14 protein-coding genes and 1 CRISPR repeat array are annotated in these 21,387 nt (G+C 66.9%); of the genes, 7 read left to right on the top strand and 7 right to left on the bottom strand.

Translation table 11 applies throughout. The features are described 5' to 3' along the window. Window positions 1–2: 2 nt before the first annotated feature. Both cas1c and cas2 read left to right on the top strand, forming a co-directional pair. On the top strand, window positions 3–1,043 hold the full coding sequence (cas1c, locus tag AAG895_RS16520; RefSeq protein ID WP_345793074.1) for a type I-C CRISPR-associated endonuclease Cas1c: 1,041 nt from the start codon (window positions 3–5) through the stop codon (window positions 1,041–1,043). A 9-nt stretch (window positions 1,044–1,052) separates the two neighbouring features. Beyond that, entirely contained in the window at window positions 1,053–1,343 is a 291-nt protein-coding gene (cas2, locus tag AAG895_RS16515; protein WP_345793073.1) for a CRISPR-associated endonuclease Cas2, read from the top strand. 188 nt (window positions 1,344–1,531) lie between these two features. Further along, window positions 1,532–5,743: a CRISPR direct-repeat array (repeat unit 32 nt; unit sequence GTCGCGCCCCCCGTGGGCGCGTGGATTGAAAC). A 66-nt stretch (window positions 5,744–5,809) separates the two neighbouring features. Here cas2 and AAG895_RS16510 read toward each other — a convergent pair. Together AAG895_RS16510 and AAG895_RS16505 are read right to left on the bottom strand one after the other, a co-directional pair. Next, entirely contained in the window at window positions 5,810–6,826 is a 1,017-nt protein-coding gene (locus AAG895_RS16510) for a nucleoid-associated protein (RefSeq protein WP_345793072.1), read from the bottom strand. Window positions 6,827–6,895: 69 nt separating this feature from the next. Then, window positions 6,896–8,590, bottom strand: coding sequence for an alpha/beta fold hydrolase (locus AAG895_RS16505; protein WP_345795318.1), 1,695 nt, complete (start codon window positions 8,588–8,590; stop codon window positions 6,896–6,898). A 300-nt stretch (window positions 8,591–8,890) separates the two neighbouring features. On the opposite strand from AAG895_RS16505, the gene AAG895_RS16500 reads away from it, so the two are divergent. After that, on the top strand, window positions 8,891–9,790 hold the full coding sequence (locus AAG895_RS16500) for a LysR family transcriptional regulator (RefSeq protein WP_345793071.1): 900 nt from the start codon (window positions 8,891–8,893) through the stop codon (window positions 9,788–9,790). A 36-nt stretch (window positions 9,791–9,826) separates the two neighbouring features. Here the strand turns inward: AAG895_RS16500 and AAG895_RS16495 are convergent, their stop codons facing one another. The 5 genes from AAG895_RS16495 to benA form a co-directional block, all read right to left on the bottom strand. Further along, complete coding sequence (locus tag AAG895_RS16495) at window positions 9,827–10,795, bottom strand: AraC family transcriptional regulator (protein ID WP_345793070.1); 969 nt, start codon at window positions 10,793–10,795, stop codon at window positions 9,827–9,829. A 302-nt stretch (window positions 10,796–11,097) separates the two neighbouring features. Further along, a complete protein-coding gene (locus AAG895_RS16490) occupies window positions 11,098–11,874 on the bottom strand; it encodes a 1,6-dihydroxycyclohexa-2,4-diene-1-carboxylate dehydrogenase (RefSeq protein WP_345793069.1) in 777 nt (258 codons plus the stop codon). A gap of 27 nt (window positions 11,875–11,901) precedes the next feature. Further along, window positions 11,902–12,912, bottom strand: a complete 1,011-nt coding sequence (benC, locus tag AAG895_RS16485) for a benzoate 1,2-dioxygenase electron transfer component BenC (protein WP_345793068.1) — start codon at window positions 12,910–12,912, stop codon at window positions 11,902–11,904. 67 nt (window positions 12,913–12,979) lie between these two features. Further along, the gene (benB, locus tag AAG895_RS16480) at window positions 12,980–13,468 is read right to left on the bottom strand and encodes a benzoate 1,2-dioxygenase small subunit (RefSeq protein WP_324525864.1); all 489 of its coding nucleotides are present in this window, start codon (window positions 13,466–13,468) and stop codon (window positions 12,980–12,982) included. A gap of 15 nt (window positions 13,469–13,483) precedes the next feature. Continuing rightward, on the bottom strand, window positions 13,484–14,818 hold the full coding sequence (gene benA, locus AAG895_RS16475) for a benzoate 1,2-dioxygenase large subunit (protein WP_345793067.1): 1,335 nt from the start codon (window positions 14,816–14,818) through the stop codon (window positions 13,484–13,486). Between the two features lie 277 nt (window positions 14,819–15,095). On the opposite strand from benA, the gene AAG895_RS16470 reads away from it, so the two are divergent. From AAG895_RS16470 to AAG895_RS16455, 4 genes are all read left to right on the top strand, one after another. Next, window positions 15,096–18,638 (top strand): indolepyruvate ferredoxin oxidoreductase family protein, encoded by a 3,543-nt coding sequence (locus AAG895_RS16470; protein WP_345793066.1) that lies wholly within the window; start codon window positions 15,096–15,098, stop codon window positions 18,636–18,638. A gap of 1 nt (window position 18,639) precedes the next feature. Further along, window positions 18,640–18,963, top strand: a complete 324-nt coding sequence (locus AAG895_RS16465; RefSeq protein WP_345793065.1) for a 2Fe-2S iron-sulfur cluster-binding protein — start codon at window positions 18,640–18,642, stop codon at window positions 18,961–18,963. Window positions 18,964–19,091: 128 nt separating this feature from the next. Continuing rightward, window positions 19,092–20,021 (top strand): catechol 2,3-dioxygenase, encoded by a 930-nt coding sequence (locus AAG895_RS16460; protein ID WP_345793064.1) that lies wholly within the window; start codon window positions 19,092–19,094, stop codon window positions 20,019–20,021. Between the two features lie 116 nt (window positions 20,022–20,137). Beyond that, window positions 20,138–21,310, top strand: coding sequence for an ABC transporter substrate-binding protein (locus tag AAG895_RS16455; RefSeq protein ID WP_345793063.1), 1,173 nt, complete (start codon window positions 20,138–20,140; stop codon window positions 21,308–21,310). Window positions 21,311–21,387: the final 77 nt, after the last annotated feature.

Raw genomic sequence — 21,387 nt, 5'->3', positions numbered from 1 at the left:
GCATGCGCCGACAGCTCAACACCGTATATGTGACTACCGAGGGCTCATGGCTGCGCAAGGATGGCGAGAATATCGTCATGGAGGTCGAGGGAGAGACGCGTGCGCGCCTGCCGGCTCACATGCTCGACAGCCTGGTTTGCTTCGGCCGCGTGTTGGTGTCGCCACCGCTTCTGGGTTACTGCGCGGAACAGGGCATCAGCGTCTGCTACCTGAGCCCCAACGGCAGATTCCTCGCTCGCGTGGAGGGGCCGGTTTCGGGCAACGTACTCCTGCGCCGTGAGCAGTACCGCCGAACCGACGATCCGCCGCGGTGCGCTGGCATCGTGCGTAATCTGCTGATCGGTAAGGTCCACAACCAGCGTGCGGTGGTATCGCGTGGGCTCCGTGACTACGGCGACGATTTGCCGACGCCGGATCGCGATGCGTTGTTACACACCTACAAGCGGCTCAAGCGCATCGGTGTGCGTTTACTTGCCGAGGTGCCGATCGACATCTTGCGGGGGCTTGAGGGTGAAGCGGCACAGGCCTATTTCGGAGTATTCGACCATCTGATCCGCGTGCCGGACGCAACAATGCGTTTTTCCGGGCGTAGCAGGCGTCCCCCAACCGATGCCGCCAATGCGCTCTTGTCGTTTCTCTACACCCTGCTAACGCACGATTGCCGCTCGGCGCTCGAAACCGTTGGGCTGGATCCGGCCGTGGGGTTTCTCCATCGTGACCGTCCCGGCCGCCCAAGCCTGGCGCTGGACCTCGTTGAGGAGTTCCGCCCCGCGTTTGCCGATCGGCTAGCCCTTTCGCTGATCAATCGCAAGCAGGTCTCTGCACGCGACTTCACGCACATGGACAACGGCGCTGTACTGCTCAAGGAAGATGCGCGCAAGACCGTGCTCACGGCCTACCAGGAACGCAAGCGGGAACAGCTACGCCACGCCTTTCTCGATGAGAAGGTCGAGATCGGGTTGTTTCCGGTGATCCAGGCCCAGTTACTTGCCCGGCACCTTCGTGGCGATCTCGACGCCTATCCGCCATTTCTCTGGAAATAGGGTGACGTCATGATGGTTCTCGTGAGTTACGACGTGAGCACGAGCAGCGCGAGCGGCGAGAGGCGCCTGCGTCGCCTGGCCAAGGCGTGTCGTGACTACGGGCAGAGGGTGCAGTACTCGGTGTTCGAGATCGAGGTCGACTACGCGCAGTGGACCTTCCTGAAAAATCGGCTGTGCGAATTGATCGACCCCGAGCAGGACAGCCTGCGGTTCTACTATCTCGGCAAGAGCTGGCAGAGCAAGGTCGAACACGTGGGCGCGAAGCCTGCGCTCGATTTGAACGGCCCACTGATCCTTTGATCCGCGCTCTCTGCGAACCACAAGCTCCCTGCTTGGCGCTGGGAGGTTCGCAGCGGTGCTAAGCCCCCGTTACCTAAGGTGATCGCTAGGTAAGTTGCTGTTTGTTGGTTGCATTTTATGACGCATGCTACTCGGTTCGCAGGTCTAGAGTATTTTGCGTCGTGTCTTCAATAGGTTGCGGAGACAGGGTCGCGCCCCCCGTGGGCGCGTGGATTGAAACAGCTTTACAAGTTCGACGCCACGGCAGCGGTCCAGGTCGCGCCCCCCGTGGGCGCGTGGATTGAAACCGTGGTCGATCTGGTGTCAAAGACCCTGGTGGCGGGGTCGCGCCCCCCGTGGGCGCGTGGATTGAAACAAGTGCAGGACATCGGCTAATGGCAATCGTCGCGCAACGTCGCGCCCCCCGTGGGCGCGTGGATTGAAACGACAGCGAGGAAGACGCTAAAGCTGTTGCAGCAGGAAGTCGCGCCCCCCGTGGGCGCGTGGATTGAAACGAGCGCTTAGCTGAAATCGACAGCGCATCGGTGCGCGTCGCGCCCCCCGTGGGCGCGTGGATTGAAACGTGCTCAAGGCCGGAGACGCCTCGCACGCCGATCTGTCGCGCCCCCCGTGGGCGCGTGGATTGAAACGTGTCCTGTGGTGGGATGCGACGGCACCGGACGGCGTCGCGCCCCCCGTGGGCGCGTGGATTGAAACTCTACCACGACGCATTCAAGCGGCTCCTTGCCAGACGTCGCGCCCCCCGTGGGCGCGTGGATTGAAACAAGGGCGAACTGATCGCCGAGGCCAGCAGCAGCGCCAACGTCGCGCCCCCCGTGGGCGCGTGGATTGAAACGTGGTGTGGCACGAGGAGCACAAGGCCTACCACTGGTCGCGCCCCCCGTGGGCGCGTGGATTGAAACGCTGCTCGGGACGATGCTGCGCGCGCGTGCTCGGTGTCGCGCCCCCCGTGGGCGCGTGGATTGAAACACGAAAGGCGCGCTCAAGCTCGAGGCGGGCATCCGTCGCGCCCCCCGTGGGCGCGTGGATTGAAACGCGGCTGCGCGATCTGCGGGGCGTGGCCGGCGGGTCGCGCCCCCCGTGGGCGCGTGGATTGAAACTGTTGCTCGCGAATCACTTCGTCCGGCATGGCGGTGTCGCGCCCCCCGTGGGCGCGTGGATTGAAACTACGCCGACGCCGGCATGACCACCGAGCTCGCCACCGTCGCGCCCCCCGTGGGCGCGTGGATTGAAACACCGACTCACGCTATCCCACCGCGGACGGTTGGGCGGTCGCGCCCCCCGTGGGCGCGTGGATTGAAACGCGGCAGGCGATGTTTGCCGGCGTCGTCGATGTACCGTCGCGCCCCCCGTGGGCGCGTGGATTGAAACTGCGCGACCACGACGTGCGCGTCGGTCATCGACAGGTCGCGCCCCCCGTGGGCGCGTGGATTGAAACGCCTGGGCGAGCAGCATCGACAGTCCGCCCATGGTTCGTCGCGCCCCCCGTGGGCGCGTGGATTGAAACTGGAGCCGCCAGCCATTCAACTTGGAGCTGCCGACGTCGCGCCCCCCGTGGGCGCGTGGATTGAAACGTCGGCTACGGGATGATGAAGAAATGAGCCTTGTTGTCGCGCCCCCCGTGGGCGCGTGGATTGAAACCATGATCGGGCCGTGGGTGACGCGGAAATAGCGGTTGGTCGCGCCCCCCGTGGGCGCGTGGATTGAAACTTCATGCCCCGGGCGCGGCTGGCGCGGCCGTTGTAGGTCGCGCCCCCCGTGGGCGCGTGGATTGAAACCAGCGATAGCCCGCGTACTGATTCAACAGGTTGCCGGTCGCGCCCCCCGTGGGCGCGTGGATTGAAACTGCTCGAGCGGCGTCCAGCGGGCCTTGTCCAGCAGCGTCGCGCCCCCCGTGGGCGCGTGGATTGAAACAACCTGCTGGCCGGCGCGCTCATCGCCGGCTATGGTCGCGCCCCCCGTGGGCGCGTGGATTGAAACGCCCATCCGTTGATCGCCGCGACATTGACGGCCGTGTCGCGCCCCCCGTGGGCGCGTGGATTGAAACAGCGCCACGCGGCTCCGCTTGATCTCGGCCACCGGTCGCGCCCCCCGTGGGCGCGTGGATTGAAACAAAAGCGGCGTTGACGACGCATTTGAGAATTTGAGTCGCGCCCCCCGTGGGCGCGTGGATTGAAACGCGACCAACCTCAACAGCGTCACCGAGGCCGGGCGGGGTCGCGCCCCCCGTGGGCGCGTGGATTGAAACAACCGTTGCACGCCGACGCAAGGATTCGAGTCGATCGTCGCGCCCCCCCGTGGGCGCGTGGATTGAAACGGCGCGGTGCCGTCACCGACGGCAAGCTGCGTTTGTCGCGCCCCCCGTGGGCGCGTGGATTGAAACCGGGGCCTGGTTGAAGTGGTCTTCAGCGAGACCGCGCGTCGCGCCCCCCGTGGGCGCGTGGATTGAAACCGTCACAGAGAACACCGACTCGAACGGCACGATGGCGTCGCGCCCCCCGTGGGCGCGTGGATTGAAACATCGCCGTGATGGAGGGCATCGGCAAGACCACCGCGTCGCGCCCCCCGTGGGCGCGTGGATTGAAACGGCCCGACGATGGCGCCATCGGCTTTGCTGCCGCGTCGCGCCCCCCGTGGGCGCGTGGATTGAAACATGCCGGCTTGCCAGCGGGCGGACAGCGCCATGGCGCGTCGCGCCCCCCGTGGGCGCGTGGATTGAAACCAGCCCGGCTCACGCTTGAGCAGCTTGTCGACGGGTCGCGCCCCCCGTGGGCGCGTGGATTGAAACAGACACTGCCGCCGTGCTATTTCCAATCAACGTGGTCGCGCCCCCCGTGGGCGCGTGGATTGAAACGAAGCAGAACTGGAGAAGGTCGACAACATCACCGTCGTCGCGCCCCCCGTGGGCGCGTGGATTGAAACTGTCCGCGGCGGCGACGGCTTTCTTCGGGCGATTGGTCGCGCCCCCCGTGGGCGCGTGGATTGAAACGATGCCATGCACCCCTCTCTCTCGCCGCGTTGCGTCCGTCGCGCCCCCCGTGGGCGCGTGGATTGAAACGGGCGTGATGGTGCAGGAGGCGGTACGGTTGCCGGTCGCGCCCCCCGTGGGCGCGTGGATTGAAACCTGCGCCGAGTGGACCATTCCGGTGGCGCCACCAAGTCGCGCCCCCCGTGGGCGCGTGGATTGAAACACGCTGACCTTTGCGGTCGACCCGCACGAGGCCAGCGTCGCGCCCCCCGTGGGCGCGTGGATTGAAACATGTTCGCCTCTTCGCCGCTCTCGTACTGGCCCTGTCGCGCCCCCCGTGGGCGCGTGGATTGAAACGATCGCGTGGATCAAGCCTCCGCCGAATCCCTACGGGTCGCGCCCCCCGTGGGCGCGTGGATTGAAACCAGAACGAACCGATCGAGACCACCGAGGCGTGGTGTCGCGCCCCCCGTGGGCGCGTGGATTGAAACGCCTTCGCCGAGCGCCTCGATGATCGTCGCCTTGCCCGTCGCGCCCCCCGTGGGCGCGTGGATTGAAACGGCGATGCCATCCAGGACGATGACGTCGCCGCCAAGTCGCGCCCCCCGTGGGCGCGTGGATTGAAACGTCGGAGAGCGTGAGCGTGCCGGTGCTCGACCAGGGTCGCACCCCCCGTGGGCGCGTGGATTGAAACGCCGCCGCGATCAGTTCCGCCGCCAGTTCGCGTCGCGCCCCCCGTGGGCGCGTGGATTGAAACATGCTGTTCGGCCTGAACGTCGAGCAAGCGGCGGCAGGTCGCGCCCCCCGTGGGCGCGTGGATTGAAACGCCGGTCGTGGTGTCGGGCAGGCAGCGCAGCGCCAGTCGCGCCCCCCGTGGGCGCGTGGATTGAAACATGCGTCATGCGCATGGCGCAGCGTGGCGCGCGATCGTCGCGCCCCCCGTGGGCGCGTGGATTGAAACGCCACCAGCACCGCCCACCGCAGCTCCAGCGCGCTCGTCGCGCCCCCCGTGGGCGCGTGGATTGAAACACGACCCGCGCCGGGCGCCAGGAAGACGTGACCGTCGCGCCCCCCGTGGGCGCGTGGATTGAAACTTGAGCTTGATCGTCTTGGTCACTGCAGAGTCTCCGGTCGCGCCCCCCGTGGGCGCGTGGATTGAAACGACAGGCCGCGCACGATGCCGCACTCAGGGATGATCGTCGCGCCCCCCGTGGGCGCGTGGATTGAAACTCCACGACGCTGGTCAGACGCGCGGACTCGTGCGCGATGTCGCGCCCCCCGTGGGCGCGTGGATTGAAACGGCCGGCAGGGGCTGGAGCGCCCGGACGCGGCCCGTCGCGCGCCCCGTGGGCGCGTGGATTGAAACTCTGTGCGGTATGTGCGGTATGGATAAGGGGATGGTCGCGCCCCCCGTGGGCGCGTGGATTGAAACCGTCAAGGGATCGAACGGAAGCCGAAGCGGAGCGCAGGCTTACTCGACCCGTTTGGCGAGAGGGCTTCAGTCCGATCCCGCCTCGTCCAGCATCCGCTTCAGGTACTCCGGCACGCCGGACAGCACCAGCGTGTCGGTGGCGCGGTCGTAGTGCACCGCGCCGGAATGCAGGCCGCTGCGCTCGAATTCCAGCTTCCAGTTCTCGCCGCTGGCGCTGAAGCGGACCAGCGGGCGGATGGCGCGGCGGTTGGGGACGAAGCCGGGGGCGATCTTGGTCTCCTCGGCGCGCAGCAGGGCGTCGAGGCGCTCCGGGCGCTCGGGGAAGACCTCGCGCGCGAGCGCCTCGAAGACCACCGGGGCACCGGCCTCGCCGAGGGTGTCGAGGTAGTCGTGGGCGCGCTCGAGCACGGCGTCACGGGTGGCCGGGGCGAGCTGTTCGACATCGACGAAGCGGTCGAGGGTGGCGACCAGCTTCTTGGTCTCCTGCAGCGCCACCATCACGTCGCTGCAGCCGAGCACGCGCTTGAACCAGGCGCCGCCCTTGCCGCGGCCGCGCAGGAAGCCGAGGTAGCGCTCGGCGCCGCGCCGCCAGCCGGCGAGGTCGACGCGTCCGGCGGCGTGCAGCGCGGAAAAGTCCACATGGGTGCAATCGAGCGGCTCCAGCCCACCGCCGATCGCCACGCCCGCAGCGCTGCCGAGCAGGGCCACCCACAGGCTGTCGCCGTCGCCCTCGCGGATGCGCGCGAGCACCAGGTGGCCGCCGTCCTCGAGTTCCTCCTCGTCGGCGATCGCCTGCACGCGCTCCGCGAGCTGGCGCGACAGGGTGGTGAAGTCGAGCGTCTCGTCGATCAGGTGCGCGCGCAGCCAGCGCGCGAGCGGGAAGCTCTCCTCGTCGTCCTCGAAACGGCCGAAACCCTTGGCGCTGCGGCTGTCGTACTGGCCGCACAGCTGCTCGACCAAGCGCAGTGCCGCAGGGTCGAGCGCGCAGGGGGTGTCGCGCAGAACCAGGCGCGAGGGCGCGCCGGGCTCGCGGACGAGGGCGTGGACGATGAGGTGGGTGACGACGTGTTCGATGGTGCGCATGGTGGCGTCCCCGGGGCGGGGATGTAGGAAACGGGGGGCGCGATTCTCGCATGCGCGCCCCCGCGGGGGTCAGCGCTCGAGCACGTATGTCCCGGGGGCCGCGCCCAGGCTGGGGTGGCGATCGTCGCTGGCCGGGCGCGCTTCGACGACTGCGCCGGCGCGCGGCTTGAGCCAGGCCATCCAGTCTTCCCACCAGCTGCCCTCGCACACTTCGGCACGTTCGCGCCAGTGCGCGGACTTGTCGCTGCGATGCGCGGGCGCAACCCAGTAGCGTCGCTTGGGCGGCTTCACCGGAGGATTCACGATGCCGAGGATGTGGCCCGAGCTCGAAAGCACGAAGCGCTTGTCGGCGGCGACGTGGTGCAGGGTGTGGAAGGTCTGCGCCCAGGGCGCGATGTGGTCGTCCTCGGCGGCGACCGCGTACAGCGGCTGGCGGATGCGGCGCAGGTCGATCGGTTCGCCGGCGACGGTGAGCGCGTCGGGCTGGATGAGGCGGTTGTTCAGGTAGAGCTCGCGCAGGTACCAGGCGTGCATCGCATAGGGCATGCGGGTGGTGTCCATGTTCCAGAACAGCACGTCGAAGGCGGGCGGCGATTCGCCGTACAGCCAGCCGTGCACGACGTAGTGCCAGATCAGGCTGTTCGAGCGTAGCAGGCGGAAGGAGGCCGCCATGTCCTGGCCGTCGAGATAGCCCTTCTTCTCCATCTGCGCGCTCAGATGGTCGACCGTGTGCGCGTCGATGAAGACCTCGATGTCGCCTGGCTTGTGGAAGTCCACCAGGGTGGTGAATAGCGTCCAGTCGCGCACCGGCACCGCGTCCTCGCCGTAATGGCGCGCCGCCCACGCCATGTAGATCGCCAGCGCGGTGCCGCCGATGCAGTAGCCCACGGCGTGCACCCGGTCGGCGCCGCTGCAGTCGCGCGCCACGCGCACGATCGTGTCGATGCCTTCGGTGAGGTAGTCGTCGAAGCGCACGTCGCGCATCGAGGCGTCGGGGTTCTTCCAGCTCGTGATGTAGACGTCCAGGCCCTGGTCGAGCAGGTAGCGCACCATGCTCTTCTTCGGGTTGAGGTCGAGGATGTAGAACTTGTTGATCCACGGCGTGACGATGACCACCGGCTCGGCATGGACCTGTGGCTGGGTGGGGGCGTAGTGGATGACCTCGAGCAGGCGGTTGCGGAAGATCACCGCCCCGGGCGTGGTGGCGAGGTTGTCGCCGACCTTGAAGCCGTCGGGGTCGGTCATGCGCACGTTGCCGGCGCGCAGGTCCTCGAGCATGTTGTGCCAGCCCTGCATCAGGCTCTCGCCGCGGCTGTCGATGAACTTGCGCAGCGCGATCGGGTTGGTGAACAGGTAGTTGGTCGGCGCCACCGCGTTGAGCCACTTGCGCCACCAGAAGGCGGCGCGGCGGCGCTCCTGGCTGGACAGCCCCGGGGTTTCGTAGAGCATGTCCTGCATGTGGTGGGTGAAGGCGAGGTACCACTCCTTGATCAGGTCCCAGGTCGGCGACTCGGTCCACGCCGGATCGGCGAAGCGCGGGTCGTCGGCATGCGGCCTGACCGGGTCGGGGCTGGGCAGCCCGAGCGCGCGCCGCCAGGTATGCCACTGCAGGCGGCCGAGTTCGGTGCTCAGCGCGGTCATGCGCTCGCCCAGCTCCTGAGGGTGCATGAGCCAGGCGAGCTGGGCATGCAGGATCGGTTCGGCGATGCCGAATGGATCGACGCTGGAGGCGAGCCCGTGGTTGAACTCCCTGAGCTGGCGCATCAGCGTCTGGCCGTCGGGGAGGCCAGGCGGCTTGCGGGCGGGAAGCGTGGGGCGAGCCTTGGCGGACCGGCGGCGGCCGTTCGGTGGGGTGGGTGCTTGCATGATCGTCCTCTCGAACCGTCTGGCGATGATTCTGGACGCATTCGCGCCCGACGTCCCGAAAGGATCTCACGCCTGCCCCGGAAAAGTCCTCGCTGCGGGCGGCGATGTGACGACCGGCCGCAGTGTCGTTCCTCGGTGGGAGAAAGTCGGGCGGCGGGCGACAATACTGTTCTCGAACCATGAACAAAGGCCGCCCGGATGGACCGCTTCGAGGCCATGCGCCTCTTCACCCGCATCGTCGAACTCGGCAGCTTCAGCCGCGCCGCGGAGCAGCTCGGGCTCGCCCGCGCCTCTGCGACGCAGGTCATCAAGCAACTCGAGCAGCATCTCGGCACCCGCCTGCTGTCACGTACCACCCGGCGCGTGACACCCACCGTGGATGGCGAGACCTACTACCGGCGCTGCGTGGCGATTCTCGGCGACGTGGACGAGGCGGAGGCCGCGCTCGCCCATGCCGGGCAGAGCCCGCGCGGCAGCATCCGCGTCGATCTGTCGAGCTCGCTGTGCCGGCTGGTGCTGCTGCCGGCGCTGCCGGCGTTCTGCGCGCGCCACCCGCTCATCCGGCTGGAGATCAGCGTCAGCGACCGCCACATCGACCTCGAGCGCGAGGGCGTGGATTGCGCGCTGCGCATCGGCGCGCTGCGCGACACGCCCTACGTGGCGCGCCGCCTGGGCACGCTGGCGCAGCTCACCTGCGCCAGCACCGACTACCTCGAGCGCCACGGCCGGCCGCGCACGATCGCCGACCTGCACGCGCATCGCGCGGTCGACTACCTGTCGGCGACCAGCGGCAAGCCGGTACCGATGAGCTTCGTGGTCGATGGCCGCAGCGAGGACGTCAGCCTGCCGGGCAGCGTGAGCGTGAACAACGGCGACGCCTACGTCGCGGCGTGCGAGGCCGGCTTCGGTCTCATCCAGGTGCCGCATTACCACGTCGCGCGTCAGCTTGCGGAAGGCACGATCGAGGAGGTGCTGGCCGAGTTCCGCCCGCCGGCGCTGCCGCTACACGTCGTGTCGCGCCCGACGCGGCAGCAATCCGCGCGCGTGCGCGTGTTCGTGGACTGGCTGGGTGAGCTGTTCGCCGGCAGCCCGGACTGAGTGCCGGCGCCGGCCGACGCGCAGCCGGACCGGCGCTCAGGACGCCCTGGGCTGACGGCAGCGCATTGCCTGCGAGGGCAGCACGCCGTAGGTGGACTTGTAGAGCTCGGAGAAGCGGCCGAGGTGGGTGAAGCCGTATTCGAGGGCGACCGCGGTGATGTTCGGACAGGGCTGGGTCGGATCGTTGAGGATCGCGTGCACCCGCTCCAGCTTCTTCTGGCGGACGAAGTTCTTCGGCGTCATGCGCGCGTTCTTCTCGAACAGCATGTACAGCGAGCGCAGGCTGAGGCCGGCGTGCTGGGCAAGCTGCTCGACCCCGAGCTCGAGCTTGATGTTGCGCTCGATGTAGTTGATCAGGCGCTCGAAGCTCGGTGCGTGCTGGGTGGGCGACACCATGCCGACGTTGTGCTTGAGCATGACCATCAGCTTGGTGGTGACGACGCGGTTGTAGTGCTGGAGCATCTGCGGGGTGGCCATGTCGGACTCGGCCTCTTCGCAGAGCAGGCGCAGCAGCAGCAGCAGGCTGTCGATGTCTTCGAAGCGGTGCGGCTCGGGGCTGAACTTGATGCGCTCGTTGGGCTTGAACCAGCGGTGCTCGGCACAGGCGTCGTCGAGCATCGGGGCCGGGATGCGCAGGATGAACTTCTCGCAGTCGTCGGAGTAGGTCAGGTCGAGCGGATCGTCCGGATTGAGCACGAGCACGTGGCCCGCCGACAGGTCGAGCGTGGTGTGGGCGAGGGTGTAGCGGCAGTGGCCCCGCAGGATGAACTGGGCGTGGTAGATGTCGCCGAGGCCCTCGGAGACGATGCGCGCCTGTGCGCCGTAGCTCAGGCGGCAGAGGTCGAGCATGCCGGCACGGCGATGGCTGAGCGAGGCGCTGGCTCCGGTGTTGCCGGACAGGCGCAGGCTGTGCGAGCCGACGTTGGCGCGCACGTATTCGGAGACTTCGAAGGGGTTGGCGGCGGCGAAGACGCTGCTGGAGCGGTTCAGGAACTGGAGAGGCATCACGCAGCCCTCCAGGTAGTCGCATGCTGTTGAAGCAGACGTGACGTGCTCACGGACTTCTCCTCTCCGCCAGGGGTGCAGGCTGGCGCTCGATTGTGCGACCTTCGGCTTCTTGGATGGCCTGTGTCGAGAAATTTAAGAATCTCGATTTTATAGGTTCTTAAAAACCAAGTCTATATTGGCATCCAAAAAATCTTCTTATAGTTCTGCGTCGAGCGCGCAGAAAAAAGCCGCGCTGCATCGCTGCAGCGCGGCCCAAGCGTCCGAGGGGAGGGAGAGGACGCTTGAAAGGGGGGGGGCGATCAGCCCAGGTCGCCGCCGCCCACCGGCAGCACGGAGCCGGTGATGTAGCCGGAGTCGTCCGACGCCAGGAACAGGATGGGGTCGGCCTGTTCGTCGAGCGTGCCGTAGCGCTTCATCAGGCTGCTGTCGATCGACTGCGAGTAGATCTGCTTGTACCAGACCTTCTCCTGTTCGCTCTGCTCCTTGGTGTTGCGCGGGATCAGGCGCGGCGGTGCTTCGGTGGCGCCCGGCGCGGTGGCATTGACGCGGATGCCGCGCTCGCCGTTCTCCAGCGCCAGGCAGGCGGTCAGCGCATTGACGCCGCCCTTGGCCGCGCCGTAGGGCACGCGGTTGACGCCGCGCGTGGCGATCGAGGACACGTTGACGATCGAGCCCTTGCCGTTCTGCTGCATGTAGGGCAGGGCGGCGCGGCAGCACCACAGGGTCGGGAACAGCGAGCGCCGCACTTCGGCCTCGATCTCGTCTTCCTCGTAGTGCTCGTAGGGCTTGGTCCAGATCGTGCCGCCGACGTTGTTGATCAGGATGTCGATGCGGCCGAACTTCTCCACCGCGGCATCCATGACGCGCTGGCACTCGGCGAACTTCTCGAGGTCGGCGGTGAGGCTCAGCACCTCGACCTTGGCCGACAGCGCCTTGGCCACCTCGTGCACGAGCTCCGAGCGGTCGACCAGCACCAGGGTGCCCTTTTCCTTGGCCATCTTCTCGGCGACGCGCTTGCCGATGCCTTGCGCGGCGCCGGTGATCACGGCCACTTTCTTGTTGAATCGATTTGCCATTGTCGCTCCTGACGGGATGGGCAGCGCTCAGACGCTGGCGGCGAACTTCTCGTAGTGGAAGCTGTTCGGTTCGACCTTGCGCTCGCGCAGGTCATGGGCCACGGCTTCGACCATAGGCGGGGGGCCGCACAGGTAGATGTCCACCTTGCCTTCGTTGAGGTGCGTGGGCTCGATGTGGGCGGTGACGTAGCCCTTCTTCGGCCAGCTGCTGTCGTCGGCGACCACGCACACGTCGTAGGTGAAGTTGGGCAGCGCGGCCTTGAAGGCGTCCAGACGCTCGAGCTCGACCACGTCGGCGTCGGTGTTGACGCCGTAGATGAGGTGGATCGGGTGCGCGCTGCCGCCGGCGGCGACGAGCTTGTCGAGCATGGCGAGGAAGGGCGCGAGGCCGGTGCCGCCGGCGAGCATCAGCACCGGGCGGGCGACGTCGCGCAGGTAGAAGCTGCCGATCGGGCCGGCGAGCTTGAGGGTGTCGCCGGCCTTGGCGGCGCCGGTGAGGTAGCCGCTCATCAGGCCGTTGGGCACGTTGCGGATGAGGAAGCTGACCTTGCCCTCGGCGGGCATCGAGCTGAACGAGTAGGCGCGGGTTTGCTCGGTGCCGGGCACGGTGAGGTTGGCGTACTGGCCGGGCAGGAAGGCGAGCTTGGCGATGCCTTCGCCCTGCAGCACCAGGCTGAGCGTGCTCGGCGACAGCTGGCGCACCTCGGCCACGGTGGCGGTGAGGGTGGCGTGCTTGATCTTGCACACCTCGGACGAGGCGGGGATGTTCACCACGCAGTCGCTCTTGGGGTGCATCTGGCAGGTGAGGACGTAGCCGAGCTTGGCCTCTTCCTCGCTCATCGCGTCGTCGATGTAGAAGCCGAGCTCGTACTGGCCGGATTCGGCCTTGCACTTGCAGGCACCGCAGGCGCCGTCACGGCAGTCGATGGGGACGTTTACGCCCTGGCGGTAGGCCGCATCGGCCACGGTCTCGGTGGCGTTGCAGTCGATGAAGCGGGTGACGCCGTCCTCGAAGTTCAGCGCGATCTTGAATGTCATGGTTGTCTCTCCGGGTGGGGCGGAGTCGCCCGCGCCGTCGCCGGCGCCGGGCGCTCCGCCCTCGTTGTCAGACGTGGTAAACGTCGATGACGTGGCGGATGTAGTCGGTCTTCAGGACGACCTTCTTTTCCTTGATGAGCGGGCTCGCACCGGACACGTCCAGGGTGTAGAAGCTGGTGCCGCAGAAGTGGTCGGTGTGGTTGTAGCGCACGCTCATGGTGTGCCAGTTGAAGCGCAGCTTGACCGTCGTGCCGCTCTGCTCGACCACCTCGACGTTGCTGATGTGGTGGTTGGTGCGGGTGTCGGGGATGGTCGCGCTCGAGCGCTCGGTGCGGATGCGGAACACGCGGTCTTCCAGGCCGGCACGGCGGCCGTACCAGATCAGCGAGATCTCGGTCTGCGGGTCCTCGGTGAGCTCGCCGTCGTCGTCCCAGGCGGGCATCCAGAAGGTGCAGTTCTCGTCGTACATCGCCAGCCATTCGTCCCACTCGCGGTCGTCGAGGTGACGCGCCTCGCGGTACAGGAAAGCGCACAGGTTCTCGTAGGAAATGCTCATCTCATGGGTCTCCGGTTATGCGTTCTTGGCCGCGACAGCCTTGCGGATCTCTTCAAGCCAGTAGGTGTGCTGGGCGACGTACAGGCCCTCGTCCTCGGTCTTCACGCCGGACAGGATGGGCTTGAGACCGATCTTGTCGGCCTCGTCGTCCGGGCCTTCGACCCAGTGCGTGGCGCCGCGCGACATGTCGTTCCACTCCAGCGAACGGCCCATGAAGCCTTCCTGGCAGGCGCGGAATTCCTCGAGGTCGTCCGGCGTGGCCATGCCCGAGGCGTTGAAGAAGTCCTCGTACTGGCGGATGCGGCGGGCACGGGCCTCGGCCGACTCGCCCTTGGGCGCGATGCAGTAGATGGTGACTTCGGTGCGATTGACGTCGAGCGGGCGGAACACGCGGATCTGCGAGCTGAACTGGTCCATCAGATAAACGTTCGGGTACAGGCACAGGTTGCGCGAGTTGCCGATCATCCAGTCGGCCTTGGCTTCGCCGAATTCCTTGACCAGGCGGTCGCGTTCTTCCATCAGCGGACGGTCTTCGGGGTTGTCCCAGCGCGTCCACAGCAGCAGGTGGCCGTTCTCGAACGAGTACGAGCCGCCGCCCTTCTTGGCCCAGCCCCCGGCGCTCATCGCATTGATGTCGTCCCCGGCGTCGCGGCTCTTGCGCTGCGCCTGGGTGGCGGCGTAGTTCCAGTGCGTGGCGGTGACGTGGTAGCCGTCGGCGCCGTTCTCGGCCTGCAGCTTCCAGTTGCCCTCATAGACGTAGGTCGAGGAGCCGCGCAGCACCTCAAGGCCCTCGGGGGACTGGTCCACGACCATGTCGATGATCTTCTTCGACTCGCCGAGGAAGTCCTCGAGCGGCTGCACGTCGGCCTTCAGGCTGCCGAACAGGAAGCCGCGGTAGGACTCGAAGCGCGCGATCTTCTTGAGGTCGTGCGAGCCTTCACAGTTGAAGCTCTCCGGGTAGCCGGTCTCGGCGGGGTCCTTGATCTTCAGCAGCTTGCCCGAGTTGTTGAAGGTCCAGCCGTGGAACGGGCAGGTGTAGGTCGCCTTGTTGCCGTGCTTGAAGCGCGCCAGCGTGGCGCCGCGGTGGGCGCAGGCGTTGATGAAGCAGTTGAGCTGGTTGTCCTTGTTGCGGGTGATGAACACCGGCTGACGACCGATCTTGGTCGTGTAGTAGTCGTTGATCTTCGGCAGCTGGCTCTCGTGGGCGAGGTAGATCCAGTTACCTTCGAAGATGTGTTCCATCTCGAGATCGAACAGTTCCTTGCTGGTGAACATCTCACGCTTGCAGCGGAACAGGCCCTTTTCCTTGTCCTTCTCAATCAGTGAGTCCAGATATTCCGTGGTGATCATCGCCAGAGTCTCCTGTGTTGTCTGATGCGCGGAGCACTCATCGTAGGGATGACAAAACACCCGAAATATCCACTTCTTGCAGCATCACTATCCGCTTTGTGCACGGGAAGGCGCAGTGCACAAAGCGGATAGTGGTTGTGCAGGAAGTGGATATTGCCGCCCTCCCGCTGCCCCTAATCTGCAATCCAGATCGTTCCGGTACGCCGCCCGGCGGGCCCGGAGTCGAAGCCAGCAAACACCCGGGATTCGGGGCAGAGAGAGAAGGGGACGGACAGACATGTCATCCGGCAAGAACACGGTCACTCCATTCACCCAGGAAGAGGGTGACATCCACCTCGGCGGCATCGACGCGATCGTCCGCCTGACGCTCGACCAGGTGCGCACCGACGCCCGTCGCGGCCTCAAGACCGGCATGTTCGTCTCGGGTTATCGCGGCTCGCCCGTGGGCATGCTCGACGCCGCGCTGATCAAGCAGCAGAAGCTGCTGGTGCAGAACCACATCCACTTCGTCGATGGCATCAACGAAGACCTCGCCGCCACCGCGGTGTGGGGCACGCAGATGCTGCACACCGTCGGCAAGCAGAAGTTCGACGGCGTCACCGGCATGTGGTACGGCAAGGCGCCGGGCGTGGACCGCTCGGGCGACGCGCTCAAGCACGCCAACTACACCGGCATCGCCAGGAACGGCGGCGTGCTCGCGATCGCCGGCGACGACCCGAGCTGCAAGAGCTCCTCGCTGTGCTCGCAGTCCGAACCGATGCTTTACCACGTCGGCATCCCGTCGCTGTACCCGGGCAACGTGCAGGAGATCCTCGACTACGGCCTGCACGGCTACCAGATGTCGCGTCTGGCGGGCGTGTGGATGGGCATGAAGATCGTCACCAACGTCGCCGACGGCACCGGCACGGCCAACGTCTCGCCCGAGCGCCTGAACTTCGTCACCCCCGACCTCGAGTTCGACGGCAAGCCGTTCACGCCCAACATGAACCTGGGCATGAACGTGCGCGTCGAGGCGCTGGAGATGGAGCAGTCGCTATACACCCGCCGCCTCGAGGTGGCCAAGCGCTACGCCCGCGCCAACAATCTGAACAACGTCGTCTTCCCCAACCCCGACGCCTGGATCGGCATCATCACCGCGGGCAAGACCTACAACGACCTCAACCAGGCCTTCCTCGAGATGGGTCTGGACGACGCGGCGCTGCGCCGCTACGGCATCCGCATCCTCAAGATGGGCATGCTGTTCCCGATGGAGCCGACCATCGTGCGCGAGTTCGCGCAGGGTCTGGAGGAGATCTTCGTCATCGAGGAGAAGCGTCCCTTCCTCGAGATGTTCGCCAAGCAGGTGCTCTACGGCATGGCCAACGCGCCGCGCATCGTCGGCAAGTTCGACGAGGAGGAGAAGGAGCTGCTGCCGCACTACGGCGAGTTCGAGTCCGACACCATCGTGCGCGCGCTGTTGAAGCGCCTGTCGCGCAAGACCCGCATCGAATCGGCCGAGAACTGGCTCAAGCGCCTGGACGAGATCCACTCGCGCAACAAGCTGCCGACCGCGGTGCGCACCGCCTGGTTCTGCTCGGGCTGTCCGCACAACTCCTCGACCCAGGCGCCCGACGGCAGCATCGTGTCGGCGGGCATCGGCTGCCACACCATGGCGATGTGGATGGGCCGCAACGTGGTCATGGGCACCCACATGGGCGCCGAGGGCACGCAGTGGATCGGCATGGCGCCCTTCACCGAGGCGCAGCACATCTTCCAGAACATGGGTGACGGCACCTACGCCCACTCGGGCAGCCTGGCGATCCGCTATGCGGCCTCGACCGGGGTGAACATCACCTTCAAGCTGCTGCGCAACGCGCACACCTCGATGACCGGCGGCCAGGCCATCCAGGGCGAGGTGCCGGTGGTGAACATGGTCTCCGACCTGCTGGCCAACGGCGTCAGGAAGATCATCGTCACCACCGACGATCTGTCCCGATTCAACGGCGTGCAGCTTCCCGGGGACACCGAGGTCTGGCACCGCGACCGCATCGAGGAGGCGCAGCGCGCGCTCGCCGCCACCCCCGGCTGTACCGTGCTGCTGCACGACCAGGAGTGCGCCGCCGAGCTGCGCCGTGCGCGCAGCCGCGGCAAGGCCGACGAGCCGGTCGAGGTCACCGTCATCAACGAGCGCGTGTGCGAAGGCTGCGGCGACTGCGGCGAGAAGTCGAACTGCATGTCGGTCGAGCCGGTGCAGACCGAGTTCGGCCGCAAGACCCGCATCCACCAGTCGTCGTGCAACAAGGACTTCAGCTGCGTGAAGGGCTTCTGCCCCTCCTTCCTCACCGTGACCCCGCACCCGGCCCCGGCCAGCGAGGGTGCGCCGAAGAAGAAAAAGGGCCGCATCCCGGCGCTCGAGCGCGCGCTGCCGGCGCCGGTCAACAAGGTCGATGACAGCCTGGGCTTTGGCATCCACGTGATGGGCATCGGCGGCACCGGCTCGGTCACCGTGGTGGCGACGCTGGCGCGTGCCGCCCGCCTCGAGGGCAAGCACGTGATCGGCCTCGACCAGACCGGTCTGGCGCAGAAGGGCGGCGCGGTGATCTCCGACATCAAGATCACCCACGCCCCGTTCAAGGGGTCGAACAAGATCTCGGACGGCCGCGCCGACCTCTATCTGGGTTTCGACATCCTCAACGCCACCGACCCGAAGAACCTCGACAAGTGCAACCCGGAGCGCACGATCGCGGTCGTGTCCACCACCCAGACCCCGACCGGCCAGATGGTGACCAACCGCAAGGCGCTGTTCCCGGCGACCAACGGCCTCACCTCGGGTATCGACCGCGTCACCCGCAAGGAGCACAACGTGTTCCTCGACGGCGAGGCGTTGGCCGCGGGCCTGTTCGGCGACGCGATGGCGACCAACAACTTCATGGTCGGCGTGGCCTTCCAGGCCGGCACCATCCCGCTCAAGGCCGAGTCGATCGAGGAAGCCATCCGCCTGTCCGGCGTGGCGGTGGACATGAGCCTGGCGGCCTTCCGCTGGGGCCGCATGGCGGTGCTCGATCGTGCCTTCGTCGAGGCCGAGGCCGGTCGCCAGAAGTCGGGCGGCAGCGTGGTCACGCTGCACAAGAAGCCGCAGCTCTCGCCGGCCGCGAAGGCGATCGTCGACTCGATCGGCGCCGACGGCGAGGTCCGGCGCCTGGTCGAGATCCGCGTGCCCGAGCTCATCGCCTTCCAGGACGAGGCCTACGCCAGGCGCTACGCCGAGGTCGTCAAGCGCGTGGTCGTGGGCGAGCAGAAGGCGGTGTCGTCGTCCAGGCTCGCCGAGGCGGCCGCCCGCTACCTGTACAAGCTGATGGCCTACAAGGACGAGTTCGAGGTCGCCCGCCTGCACACCGACCCGGCCTTCCTCGCCGAGCTCGACGCGCAGTTCCCGCATGGCTACTCGGTCAAGTACAACCTCGCGCCCCCGCTGCTCTCGAAGACCGACCCGATCACCGGCCACCCGCAGAAGAAGCAGTACGGCGCGTGGATGTTCAAGGCCTTCAAGCGCCTGGCGGGTCTCAAGGGCCTGCGCGGTAGCGCGCTCGACGTGTTCAGCAAGACCGAGGAGCGTCAGATGGAGCGCAGGCTGATCGAGGAGTACATCCAGCTGCTCGACCAGATCCTCGCCAAGCTCAACCCGGTGAACCACGCCGCGGCGGTGGCCCTGGCAAGCGTGCCCGACGAGATCCGCGGCTTCGGCCACGTCAAGGAGAAGAACCTCGCCGCTGCCCGGGAATTGCAGGCTGCGCGCCTGAAGGCCTTCAACGAGGCGCAGCAGGAACGGCAGGTGGCCTGACATGGACAGCCGCGCGCCTAAGGTCTTCCACGAGGTGACCCTCGTCGAGACCGGTGAGGTGTACCGCTGCCGCGAGGACGAGACCCTGCTCGGCGGCATGGAGCGGCTCGGCAAGCGCGGCATCCCGGTGGGCTGCCGCGGCGGCGGCTGCGGCGTGTGCAAGGTGCAGGTCGAGGCGGGCGAGTACGCCAAGCGCGTGATGAGCCGGGCCTACGTCAGCGCCGAGGAGGAAGCGGTCGGCATCGTGCTGGCCTGTCGGGTGAAGCCGCTGTCCGACATCCGCCTCGCGGTGCTCGGCAAGATGAAGAAGAACGTCTGCGCCTGAGGCCGGACGTGCAGTGCAAGGCAGTCGTAGAAACAGGCGGGCAGCGTCCCGCCACATAAGCAACCCCGGGAATCGCCGGGCGTGACCGCGCCCGGGATCCCGTTCATGACCCGAAGAGGAGATACAAAATGGCAACCACCGGAGTGATGCGTCCCGGCCACATCCAGCTGCGCGTGCTCGATCTCGACGAGAGCGTGGCGTTCTACAAGAACGTGCTCGGCCTCGTCGAGACCGGCCGCGACGCCGCCGGCCGCGTGTATTTCAAGGCCTGGGACGAGCGTGATCACAACAGCGTGATCCTGCGCGAGGCCGATCGCGCCGGCGTCGATCTGATCGGTTTCAAGGTCAAGGACAAGGCGACCCTCGAGCAGCTCGACAAGGACCTGCAGGCCTACGGCGTCGCCACCGAGCGCATCCCCGCCGGCGAGCTCCTGGAGACCGGCGAGCGCGTGCGCTTCACCATCCCGACCGGCCACGTCATGGAACTCTACGCCGACAAGACCGACGTCGGCAACGGCCAGCCCTACACCAACCCGGATCCGTGGATTCCGGCGTCCGAGCACGGCATCGCCCCGCACCGCTTCGACCACTGCCTGCTCTACGGCCCGAACCTCGAGGAGAACCTCAAGCTGTTCACCGAGGTGCTCGGCTTCCATCTCGTCGAGCGTGTGCTCATGGAAGACGGCAAGTCGCTGCTGGCGACCTTCATCTCGTGCTCGCACAAGGCGCACGACCTCGCCTTCGTCGCCCACCCCGAGCCGGGCAAGCTGCACCACCTGTCCTTCCTGCTCGACAGCTGGGAAAAGGTGCTGCGCGCCGCCGACATCATGTCGATGAACCGCGTGTCGATCGACATCGGCCCGACCCGCCACGGCATCACCCGCGGTTCGACGATCTACGCCTTCGACCCCTCGGGCAACCGCTTCGAGACCTTCTGCGGCGGCTACGAGACCTACCCGGATCACGCGCCGATCACCTGGACCTTCGATGAGGTCGGGGCCGGCATCTTCTATCACGACCGCAAGCTCAACGAGCGCTTCCTGACCGTCGTGACCTGATCCGCGCCCTGCCCGGCGCCGCGTGCGCCGGGCGCCCGCCTGCGCCCGCATCCCGCAAGGGAGGGCCGGCTTCGCGCCAAGAAAGTGATTCACCCCACCAAAAAGGAAGAGACATCATGACAATCCGTTTCCAGTTCGCCCGTAACGTCGCCCTCACCCTCGCGCTCGCCGCCGCCGGCATCGGCGCCGTGCAGGCCGAGGACAAGGTCAAGGTCGGCCTCATGCTCCCCTACACCGGCACCTATGCCGCGCTGGGCAACGCCATCACCAACGGCTTCAAGCAGTACGTCGCCGAGAACGGCGGCAAGCTGGGCGGTCGCGAGGTCGAGTACGCCGTCGTCGACGACGAGTCGAACCCGGCCAAGGCCACCGAAAACGCCAAGAAGCTGGTGTCGCGCGAGAAGGTCGATGTGCTCGTCGGCACGGTGCACTCGGGCGTGGCACTCGCCATGGCGAAGGTCGCCCGCGACACCAAGACGCTGATGATCATCCCCAACGCCGGCGCCAACGACCTCACCGGCCCGCTGTGCTCGCCCTACGTCTTCCGCTCGTCCTTCTCGGCCTGGCAGCCGTCCTACGCCATGGGCGAGGCCCTGGCGAAGAAGGGCGTGAAGAGCGTCGCCACCGTGACCTGGAAGTACTCCTTCGGCGAGGAGTCGGTCGCCGGCTTCAAGGAGGCCTTCGAGAAGGGCGGCGGCAAGGTCGTCAAGGAGATGACGCTGCCGTTCCCGAACGTGGAGTTCCAGCCCTTCCTCACCGAGATCGCCTCGACCAAACCCGACGCCGTGTTCGTGTTCTTTGCCGGTGCCGGCGCCGCGAAGTTCGTCAGCGACTATGCCGCTGCCGGCCTCAAGAACAGCATCCCGCTCTACGGCCCGGGCTTCCTCACCGACGGCAACCTCGCGGCGATGGGCGGCGCGGGTGAGGGCCTGATGACGACGCTGCACTACGCCGACGGCCTCACCACCGAGAAGGACAAGGCCTTCCGCACCAAGTACGCCGAGCTGTACAAGATCCAGCCCGACGTCTATGCGGTGCAGGGTTACGACGCGGCGCAGATGTACGAGGCCGGCCTCAAGGCCGCTGCCGGCGACCCTTCCAAGCAGGACGCCGTCATCAAGGGCATGGAGTCCGCCAAGATCGACAGCCCGCGCGGCGCCTTCACCCTGTCCAAGGCCCACAACCCGGTGCAGGACATCTACATGCGCGAGGTCAAGGGCGACCAGAACGTGGTGATCGAGGTCGTCTCCAAGGGGCTCGAGGACCCGGCGCGCGGCTGCAAGCTGTAACCGGCCCGCGGGGCGATCCGACCGGTCGCCCCGGCTCCCGTCTCATTCTTGAACCCATATCGATCCTGGCAGGCGGA

The organism is Thauera sp. JM12B12 (genome assembly GCF_039614725.1).
Lineage (GTDB): Bacteria > Pseudomonadota > Gammaproteobacteria > Burkholderiales > Rhodocyclaceae > Thauera.
This window is presented reverse-complemented; position numbering and strand designations above follow the sequence as displayed.